The sequence below is a fragment of the Brevundimonas sp. genome, from assembly GCF_036677305.1.
Lineage (GTDB): Bacteria > Pseudomonadota > Alphaproteobacteria > Caulobacterales > Caulobacteraceae > Brevundimonas.
Genome location: NZ_JAKFEB010000014.1, coordinates 1 through 8,682, shown reverse-complemented (window position 1 = coordinate 8,682; position 8,682 = coordinate 1). Strand labels below are relative to the sequence as shown.

Genomic DNA, 8,682 nt, shown 5'->3' with positions numbered 1-8,682 from the left:
CAGAAGCGCGGCTCCGAGGCCATACCGTCGACCGCCTGGGCCATGGCCTACGGCACCGGCCTGCTGGCCCTCTACGGTCTCGCCACGGGGGTGGAGTTCCGGATCGACCCGACCTTCACCTACGTCGGATCGCTGCTCTATCTGTCGATCTTCGGCTCGGTGATCGCCTTCGGCCTGTATTTCACCATCGCCCGCACCATCGGCTACGCCATGGCCAGCTATATCTCGGCCCTGACGCCGCCGATCGCCATGCTGGTGTCTGTGCTGTTCGAGGGCGCGCATTTCGGCTGGACCGCCCTGGTCGGCCTGCTGCTGGTGCTGTCGGGACAGGCGCTGCTGATCCGCGCGCCCAAGGCGGCCTAGCCGAACCAGCCCCGTTTCTTCTTCTCCGGCGCCGCGGCCTTCTTCGCCGCCTCGGCCTCGCGCCGCTCGCGCTCGGCCTTGACCCGCATGGCGACGAGGACCGGGATCAGACCGTGTTTGACGCGCGGGTCCTGACGCGGATCGGCCATGGCTCAGTCCTCCAGCTTCGACCCGTCCAGCAAACGGTTCGCCCGTTCGCGTTCCTTTTCGGCCGCCGCCCGGGCGGCCTTCGTCTGCCCGTGAGCGGCGCGGTTGGCTTTCGCGGCGGCCCTGGCCTCGGCCTTCGCCCGATCCTTCCGGACCCGGTTCAGATTGACGACTTCACCCATCATGGCCTCCGCAAACGAAACCCGGCGAACCTTACGGCGTTGATTTCCCACGCCATCAGGACAGGAGCTTTCACATGGTAGACGTCTCCCGGATCAAGGAACACCTCGAAGTCGTCGGTTCGGACGGCGAACACGTCGGCCGCGTCGACCACGTCCTCGGCGACCAGATCGAACTGGCCAAACTGGACCTCGCCGGCGGCTTCAAACACCACCTGATCCCGGTCAGCTGGGTCGATCACGTCGACGAGCACGTCCATCTCAACGTGACGAAGGACGAGGCCCGGGCGCGCTGGACCGAGAAACACTAGGCCGTCCGGCTTACCGCGAATTCACGAAGGCCCCGCTGATATCCGGCGGGGCCTTTGCCTATCTTTTAGGCGGCGTCCGATTCGGGACGCGTGGAGACGACCGCCTTGATCCGCCTGATCCTGAACATCCTTTGGCTCATCTTCGGAGGCTGGATCGCGGGCCTGCTGTGGCTGCTGGGAGGCGGAATCCTGGCCCTGACGATCGTCGGCCTGCCGTGGACCTTCGCCGCCTGGCGGATCGCCAGCTACACCTTCTGGCCGTTCGGCCGCGAGGTCGTCTGGCGCGACGAATTCACCGGCCAGCATGACATCGGCACCGGCGGCGTCGGCTTCCTGCTGAACGTCGTCTGGTTCATCTTCGCCGGCTGGTACATCGCCCTGTCGCACCTGGTCATCGCCATCGCCGAGTTCATCTCGATCATCGGCATCCCGTTCGCGCTCAAGGACCTGGAACTGGCCAAGCTGGCGCTGGCCCCGATCGGACGGACGATCCGCGACAAGCCCTGAATTGAGAACGCCGGCCTTCGCGGGAAGGCCGGCGTGTGATTCATCCGGGCGGGACAGTCAGCCGGGCGAGATCATCTTCTCGGGCCGCACCGCCTCGTCGAACTCGGCGTCGGTCAGATAGCCGCCGCCGACCGCTTCCTCGCGCAGGGTGGTGCCGTTCCTGTGCGCCGTCTTGGCGATCTTCGCGCAGGCGTCATAGCCCAGCTTGCCGTTCAGGGCCGTAACCAGCATCAGCGAGTTGTCGAGGCCGCGTTTGATGTTGTCCTCGCGCGGCTCGATGCCGACCACGCAGTTGTCGGTGAAGCTGATCGCCGCGTCGGCCATCAGACGGACCGACTGCAGGAAGTTGTAGGCCATCACCGGGTTGAAGACGTTCAGCTCGAAATGCCCCTGCGAGCCCGCGAAGGTCACCGCCGCGTGGTTGCCGAACACCTGAACGCAGACCTGCGTCAGCGCTTCCGACTGGGTCGGATTGACCTTGCCCGGCATGATCGACGAGCCCGGCTCGTTCTCCGGCAGGGCCAGCTCGCCGAGGCCCGAGCGCGGGCCCGAACCGAGGAAGCGGATGTCGTTGGCGATCTTGAACAGGCTGGCGGCGACCGTGTTGATCGCCCCGTGGCTGAAGACCATGGCGTCATGGGCGGCGAGGGCCTCGAACTTGTTCGGCGCCGTGGTGAAGGGCAGGCCGGTGATGGCGGCGATCCGCTCGGCCACCTGCTCGGCGAAACCGATCGGGGCGTTCAGTCCGGTGCCGACGGCGGTGCCGCCCTGGGCCAGTTCCATCAGTTTCGGCAGGGTCAGTTCGATGCGCTCGATGCCGTTGGCGACCTGCTGCGCATAGCCGCCGAACTCCTGGCCCAGCGTCAGGGGCGTGGCGTCCTGGGTGTGGGTGCGGCCGATCTTGATGATGTGGTCCCAGGCCCTGGCCTTGGCGTCCAGCGCCGCGTGCAGATGCTTCAGCGCCGGCAGCAGGTCGTTGACCACCTGTTCGGCGCAGGCCACGTGCATGGCCGTGGGGAAGGTGTCGTTCGACGACTGGCTCATATTGACGTGGTCGTTGGGATGGACCGGCTTCTTGGAGCCCATCTCGCCGCCCAGCATCTCGATGGCGCGGTTCGAGATCACCTCGTTGGCGTTCATGTTCGACTGGGTGCCCGAGCCGGTCTGCCAGACCACCAGCGGGAAATGGTCGTTCAGCCCGCCGGCGATGACCTCGTCGGCCGCCTTGACGATTGTCTCGCCGATTTTCGGATCGAGCTTGCCCAGCGCCATATTGGTTTCGGCGGCGGCGCGCTTGACGATGCCCAGCGCCCGCACGATCGGCAGGGGCTGTTTTTCCCAGCCGATCCTGAAATTGCCCAGCGACCGCTGCGCCTGGGCGCCCCAGTAGCGGTCCGAGGCGACCTCGATGGGGCCGAAGGTGTCGGTTTCGGTGCGGTTCGTCATGGCGAAAGCAGGCTCTTCAGACGTGGCGGGAGGATGCGCGGCGGTGTAGCACGGAGCCGCGAGCGAACAAGGCGCTCAGGCCACGACTTGGGCGAGGACGCTGAATGACCGCAGGCTGGATCGGCATCGGAAAGGTCCGCGCCCGCGAGGTCGGCGACGCCGTCGAAATCACCATCGACGGCCTGACCACCCAGGCCAAATACTACAAGCCGCTGGTCTATGAGTTCATGCGCAAGGAGTGGTCCTCGCGCCCTTCATACGGCGACTACACGGTCGAGATCCTGATGGAGCACGTCGGCGATCCGCCGTGGATGGACCTGGACAACCTCGCCAAGGCCCTGCTGGACGCCATCAAGGGCTATCTGTTCCACGACGACGCCCAGGTCGCCCGCCTTCTGGTCGAACGCCGCGAGGGCGAGCGCGAGCGGATCACCATCCGCGCCTTCCCGCGTCAGCCCTCCGGCGGTCCCGGATAACGGTCGAACGACGGCAATTCGTTCGCCGTGGCCATCCAGCCGATCCGTTCGGCGGTCTGGATCTGCGCCTGCAAGGGCAGGGCGTCCGGCGTATCCAGGGTGGCGCTCTGCACGTCGGTCATGCCGGGGAAGATGGCGTCATTGGTGTAGAACAGGCTGGTCCCGCACTTGCCGCAGAAATACCGCCGGCCGTTTTCCGACGAGGCGTAGACCTGCGGACTTCCGGTGATGGCGATCCCGTCGGTCCGGGTCATGGCCCAGGCCACGGCCGGCGCTCCGCTGGCCTTGCGGCAGTCGGTGCAATGGCAGAGGGCGTGGTGGGCCACATCCTCCGGCATCTGATAGCGGACCGCGCCGCAGTGGCATCCTCCGGACAGCATGCTGACCTCCCTCTGGAACGAGAATGTTCCTTATATGTTCCCGTACCGATACGCCAGAGCTTATTCAGCCGGTCGGGCGGTTGAACCGCAGCGTCGGCAGCCGCAGCTGCATCTCGGAGCCGACGAACAACTGGGGTTCCGACGGCAGGGCGACCGCGCGTTCCGCTTCCTTGCGGCTGACGCAGGCGCGCGCCCCGGCCGCCAGCGCCAGAAAGTCCGTAGCCGCCGGGAGCGCCTCGATGACGCAGCCGTCGAACCACGGATAGGTCTCGTCCGCGCCGCAACCGAATGACGTCCGTTCGCGGCTGGCGGCGGTCAGGACCATCCGGTTCGGCGCCGCCAGGGCGTTGACGAAGATCCCTGAATAGCAGGCCGAGACGATGACGACGGTCGGCCGCGCGCCGCAGGCCCGGCGGACGATGTTGACCATCATGTCCGGCGTCATGCGCGGCGCGTCGCCGAAGACCATGGCCGTCGGCGCGCCGTGCGAGGTGAAATACAGCAGGCAGCCGGCGCTCCCTCGCGCCGCCGCATCATACAGGCCGTCCAGAACGGTCTGGGCCGTGGCGGGGTTCGCCGCGTCGGGCCTCAGGCTGTAATCGACCATGGTCGCGCGCGGGAAGCCGGCGTTGAGGAAGCCCTTGACCAGATCGCGGCGGGCATTGTCGAACGCCTGGATCGGCCGGCCGCGTCCGTCGCGCCAGTCGGCGGCGATGATCGCCGAGGTCCAGCCCTCAAAGCGGCCGGGCGGGGTTCGCGAGGTCTGGGCGCCGGCCGGGCAGGCCATGGCGATCCATATCGCCAGCACGAAGACAAACACCCGTCCCATGACCGCTCCCCCGGTTCCGAACAGACCGAGGTTAGCCGACGCACGGGGAAGGGGAAGGGGCTACTTTTTCCGGAACTGGTCCAGCGAGACGACCTTGGGCCCGTCGTCGCCCGTATCCGCCGGATCGGTCGACGGCGGTTCCGCCGCGGCGACCTCGGCCGCGATGTCCTCCACCGTCGCCGGCGCCTCGAACTGCAGCAGGAACTGCACGGACGGGTCGTAGAAGCGGGTCACGGCCGTATAGGGCATGGACAGGACCTTGGGCATGCCGCCGAATTTCAGCATGACCGAGAACCGCGTCGGCTCGACCTTCAGGTCCCAGTACTGGTGCTGCAGCACGACCGTCATCTCGTCCGGATATTTGGCCATGATGTCAGGCGGGACGCTGACGCCGGGCGCCCGCGTCTTGAAGGTGACGTAGAAATGGTGCGCCCCGGGGATGCCCTCGGGCAGGGCCGCGCGCTCCAGCGCCGAGCGGATGACGCCGCGCAGGGCGTCCTGCGCCAGCTGCTCGTAGTGCATCTCGTCGACTGGGGGAGTTTCGTCGGCCATGGGTCGCCTCGGGGGTTCGGCGAACTGATAGCTGTGCGCGAGGGCAGGCGAAAGATGGGGACGTGGTGAAAGCGCCGGATTCTGCGGCGGCGTAACCAATGATGAGCGGAAAGTGCCGGGATTCTGTTGGCAGGCTCCCGGCGGCCCCGCCTGAGGAACTGATCCCCCAGGACTTAAGTGTTCGAAATCACCCGAACCGCTTACGCGGCGAGAGCGACTTCTCCAGCGAAGTTATCGTTCGCAGTTAGAAAATGGCCCGATACGGTGGGCCAGGACGGGCGAAAGCAGTCTTCTTTACACGTCCGTCGATGCTAGTCGGCCCCATGCTCGCTCCGCCGATAACGCGGGGAAGAAATGGTGGAGCCGCCGGGAATCGCACCCGGGTCCGGTCCGCTTATTACAAGCGCGTTTATCGCCATAGTCCGGGCGAACCCGAACAGGACCAATATAGGCCGGGGCGGCGAGGAATTGAAGGGCCGCTTGCTACCAGCGGCCGATGCCGCGTCCGAGGCGTCGGTTGTCGATGATCGGACGGACGCGGGCGCGCTCCTGTACGGCGGCCGCCCGAAGGCTGTTCCATTCCATCCTCGTCATGCAGACGCGGTTGGGGATCCGGGTGGCGGGCCGGGTTTCGTTCCGGCAGACAAGCTGATCAGCCGAAACGCGATCCGTGCTTCGCGGCATCGGTCCGGGCGTCTGGTTCACCAACAGGGCGACGGCGAGCAGGGTGATCATGGCGGATCTCCAACGGCGACGGCAGGCCTCAAGGTTGCGGCCAAACCCGCGAAGAAGTCAACCTTAAGTAATTTCGCCGTCCGATTTCGCGTCATCGTACGAAACACGCGTCCAGTCCGGCGTCTGGTTCCTGAACCATGTCAGCTGCCGCTTGGCGTAGTTGCGCGTCGCCTGGCGCGTCGCCTCCACGGCCTGGTCCAGCGTCGTCTCGCCGGCGAGGCAGCCGGCGAACTCGCGCACGCCGACGGCCTTCATCGCGGGCAGGGCGGGATCGAGACCACGGGCGACCAGGGCCCTGACTTCCTCCAGCGCGCCGGCCTCGACCATCCGGGCGACGCGGGCGTCGCAACTGGCGTAGAGGCTTTCCCGCCCGGGCTCGACCACCATCCCGGTCCATGACCCGGGCGAAAGGAGCGGCGTCGTGTCTCCGGTCCAGTCGCTCAGCGACCGCCCGGTGTGGTTGGCCACGGCCCATGCCCGCGTCAGCCTCTGCCGGTCGCCGGCCTCGATCCTCGCCTCCGCGACGGGATCGACCTCGGCCAGCCGGCGGCGAAAGACGGCCTCGCCTTCGGCGTCGAACATCGCGCCGGCGGCGTCCCGAACCTCGAGCGGGATATCCGGAATATCCGCCAGGCCTCTGGTCAGGGCCGTAAAATACAATCCCGTTCCGCCGACCAGGAGCACCGGACGGCGTCGCGCGGCCTGCTCCGTCACCAGCGGCAGGACGGCGCGGCTCCAGCGCCCGACGGACCAGGCGTCGGCCGCGTCGGCGACGCCGTACAGGGCGTGCCCGGCCACGGCTTCCTCTTCCGGCGAGGGACGGGCGGTCAACACCCGCAGATCGGCATAGAGCTGCTGGCTGTCCGCATTGATGATCAGGGCGCCGCTCCGCTCCGCCATCTCCAGCGCCAGACGCGACTTGCCCGAGGCGGTCGGGCCGGCGATCAGGGTGATGAGGGGCTGTGACAAATGCGGGGCTCGCGGGCGGCTGTCTCCGGCGATAGAACGCAGGCCTCTCCCCCGCAACCCGGACCGACCCGCCTTGCCCGACCCGTCTCCCCTCCGCGAGCAAGTCATCGCCGCTCTCGACGGCATCCTCGATCCGAAGACGGGGCAGGGGCTGGTCGCCGCCGGTCTGGTGCAGGGGCTGACAGTGACCGATGACCGCGCCGGCTTCGTCATGGAGGTTCCGACCGCCGCCGCCGCCCGCTACGCCCCGGTCCGCGACGCCGCCGAGGCCGCGCTGAAGGCGCTCCCGGGCATGGCGCGGGTCTCGGTCGTCCTGACCACGGAAACCGTCCCGCCCGCCCGCCGGGCCTCCCTGTCGCCCCAGGCCGTCGACCAGACCCGCCCCAAGGCGCCCGTCGCCACCGACCGGCCTCCCCACGTCCGCCGCGTCCTCGCCATCGCCAGCGGCAAGGGCGGGGTCGGCAAGTCCACGGTCGCGGTCAATCTGGCCGCCGCCTTCGCCGCGCGCGGCCTCTCCGTCGGCCTGCTGGACGCCGACGTCTACGGCCCGTCGATGCCCACCATGCTGGGCATTTCGGGCCAGCCCGAATATCGCGACGGCAAGATCCAGCCCCACGTCGCCCACGGCCTGAAGGCCATGTCCGTCGGCCTGCTGACCAAGGCCGACGACGCCATGATCTGGCGCGGCCCCATGGCGTCGCAGGCCCTGACCCAGATGCTGACCCAGACGGCCTGGGGGACGGAAGAGGCGCCGCTGGACATCCTCGTCGTCGACCTGCCGCCCGGCACCGGCGACGTCCAGCTGACCCTGATACAGAAGACGCCGCTGGACGGCGCCGTCATCGTCTCCACCCCGCAGGAGGTCGCCCTGGCTGACGCCCGCCGGGGCCATCGCCTGTTCGAGAAGGTCGGCGTCCCGACCCTCGGCCTGATCGAGAACATGACCGGCCCGGTCTTCGGTCAGGGCGGGGCCAGGGCCGAGGCGGAGCGGCTGTCCATCCCCTTCCTCGGCGACCTGCCGCTGGACGCCGCCTTCCGCGAAGGGGGCGACGCCGGCGCGCCGATCGTGGCCAGCCGGCCGGATGGCGACCTCGCAGCCCGCTTCGCGGCCATCGCAAAGGCGATCGCGGAAAAACTCGACCTCTGAGGGTTTCCAAACGAAACTGTAATCGCCACCTTGCCGGTTCCAGTCAGTTCTCCGAGAGAGTCGATGAGCGTCGAGACCCTGTTCCGCCCGTTCCAGGTCAAGTCCCTGAAGATGCCCAACCGCATCGTCATGGCGCCGATGACCCGCTCGTTCTCGCCCGGCGGAATCCCGACCAGCGACGTCGCCGGCTACTACCGCCGCCGCGCCGAGGGCGGAGTGGGTCTGATCGTCACCGAGGGCACGGTCGTCGAACGGCCCGCGGCCCGCAATGACGCGAAGGTCCCCGTCTTCCACGGCGAGGCCCTGCCGGAATGGAAGAAGGTCGTCGAGGCGGTCCACGCCGCCGGCGGCCTGATCGCGCCCCAGCTCTGGCATGTCGGCTCGGCGCGCGGACAGGGCGCGGACTGGGCGCCGCTGGGCAAGGTCGACAGCCCCTCGGGCTTCACCACGCCCGGCAATCGCAAGCTTGAACCGATGACCGACGAGGACATCGCCGACACCATCGCCGCCTTCGGCCGTTCGGCGCGCGCCACGCGCGAACTCGGCTTCGACGCCGTCGAGATCCACGGCGCCCACGGCTATCTGATCGACCAGTTCTTCTGGTCCGGCCTGAACGACCGCGCCGACCGTTGGGGCGGCGG

14 protein-coding genes and 1 other RNA gene are annotated in these 8,682 nt (G+C 68.0%); 6 read left to right on the top strand and 9 right to left on the bottom strand.

The features are described 5' to 3' along the window. A partial coding sequence (locus tag V6M42_RS00680; protein ID WP_332676462.1) for an EamA family transporter occupies positions 1 to 363 on the top strand: 363 nt, incomplete at its 5' end. Here the strand turns inward: V6M42_RS00680 and V6M42_RS00675 are convergent. Together V6M42_RS00675 and V6M42_RS00670 are read right to left on the bottom strand one after the other, a co-directional pair. Further along, entirely contained in the window at positions 360 to 512 is a 153-nt protein-coding gene (locus V6M42_RS00675) for a hypothetical protein (protein WP_332676459.1), read from the bottom strand. The two genes, V6M42_RS00680 and V6M42_RS00675, sit on opposite strands and share 4 nt — an antisense overlap. A 3-nt stretch (positions 513 to 515) precedes the next feature. Next, positions 516 to 692, bottom strand: coding sequence for a DUF4169 family protein (locus tag V6M42_RS00670; protein WP_332676457.1), 177 nt, complete (start codon positions 690 to 692; stop codon positions 516 to 518). Between the two features lie 74 nt (positions 693 to 766). Between V6M42_RS00670 and V6M42_RS00665 the strand changes: the two genes are divergently transcribed. Both V6M42_RS00665 and V6M42_RS00660 read left to right on the top strand, forming a co-directional pair. Then, positions 767 to 1,000, top strand: coding sequence for a DUF2171 domain-containing protein (locus V6M42_RS00665; RefSeq protein ID WP_332676455.1), 234 nt, complete (start codon positions 767 to 769; stop codon positions 998 to 1,000). Positions 1,001 to 1,105: 105 nt separating this feature from the next. After that, complete coding sequence (locus V6M42_RS00660) at positions 1,106 to 1,507, top strand: YccF domain-containing protein (protein ID WP_332676453.1); 402 nt, start codon at positions 1,106 to 1,108, stop codon at positions 1,505 to 1,507. A gap of 57 nt (positions 1,508 to 1,564) precedes the next feature. On the opposite strand, the gene fumC is transcribed toward V6M42_RS00660, so the two are convergent. Continuing rightward, the gene (gene fumC, locus V6M42_RS00655; RefSeq protein ID WP_332676450.1) at positions 1,565 to 2,953 is read right to left on the bottom strand and encodes a class II fumarate hydratase; all 1,389 of its coding nucleotides are present in this window, start codon (positions 2,951 to 2,953) and stop codon (positions 1,565 to 1,567) included. 104 nt (positions 2,954 to 3,057) lie between these two features. Here fumC and V6M42_RS00650 point away from each other — a divergent pair, with 104 nt between their 5' ends. Next, positions 3,058 to 3,429, top strand: coding sequence for a RusA family crossover junction endodeoxyribonuclease (locus V6M42_RS00650; RefSeq protein ID WP_332659565.1), 372 nt, complete (start codon positions 3,058 to 3,060; stop codon positions 3,427 to 3,429). Here V6M42_RS00650 and V6M42_RS00645 read toward each other — a convergent pair. From V6M42_RS00645 to miaA, 6 genes are all read right to left on the bottom strand, one after another. Continuing rightward, positions 3,405 to 3,809, bottom strand: a complete 405-nt coding sequence (locus tag V6M42_RS00645; RefSeq protein ID WP_332676448.1) for a GFA family protein — start codon at positions 3,807 to 3,809, stop codon at positions 3,405 to 3,407. The two genes, V6M42_RS00650 and V6M42_RS00645, sit on opposite strands and share 25 nt — an antisense overlap. Positions 3,810 to 3,873: 64 nt before the next feature. After that, positions 3,874 to 4,638: a C13 family peptidase gene (locus V6M42_RS00640; RefSeq protein WP_332676446.1), complete on the bottom strand. Its 765-nt coding sequence runs from the start codon at positions 4,636 to 4,638 to the stop codon at positions 3,874 to 3,876. Positions 4,639 to 4,698: 60 nt separating this feature from the next. After that, positions 4,699 to 5,190, bottom strand: coding sequence for an SspB family protein (locus tag V6M42_RS00635; RefSeq protein ID WP_332659569.1), 492 nt, complete (start codon positions 5,188 to 5,190; stop codon positions 4,699 to 4,701). Positions 5,191 to 5,301: 111 nt separating this feature from the next. Continuing rightward, positions 5,302 to 5,667, bottom strand: a transfer-messenger RNA (tmRNA) gene (gene ssrA / locus V6M42_RS00630). Positions 5,668 to 5,673: 6 nt separating this feature from the next. Next, on the bottom strand, positions 5,674 to 5,925 hold the full coding sequence (locus tag V6M42_RS00625) for a hypothetical protein (protein WP_332676445.1): 252 nt from the start codon (positions 5,923 to 5,925) through the stop codon (positions 5,674 to 5,676). A gap of 63 nt (positions 5,926 to 5,988) precedes the next feature. Further along, positions 5,989 to 6,894 (bottom strand): tRNA (adenosine(37)-N6)-dimethylallyltransferase MiaA, encoded by a 906-nt coding sequence (gene miaA, locus V6M42_RS00620; RefSeq protein WP_332676442.1) that lies wholly within the window; start codon positions 6,892 to 6,894, stop codon positions 5,989 to 5,991. Positions 6,895 to 6,967: 73 nt separating this feature from the next. Here miaA and V6M42_RS00615 point away from each other — a divergent pair, with 73 nt between their 5' ends. Then, positions 6,968 to 8,041, top strand: coding sequence for an Mrp/NBP35 family ATP-binding protein (locus V6M42_RS00615; RefSeq protein WP_332676441.1), 1,074 nt, complete (start codon positions 6,968 to 6,970; stop codon positions 8,039 to 8,041). A 63-nt stretch (positions 8,042 to 8,104) separates the two neighbouring features. After that, positions 8,105 to 8,682 (top strand): oxidoreductase (locus V6M42_RS00610; RefSeq protein WP_442880903.1); only part of this gene is annotated, 578 nt, incomplete at its 3' end.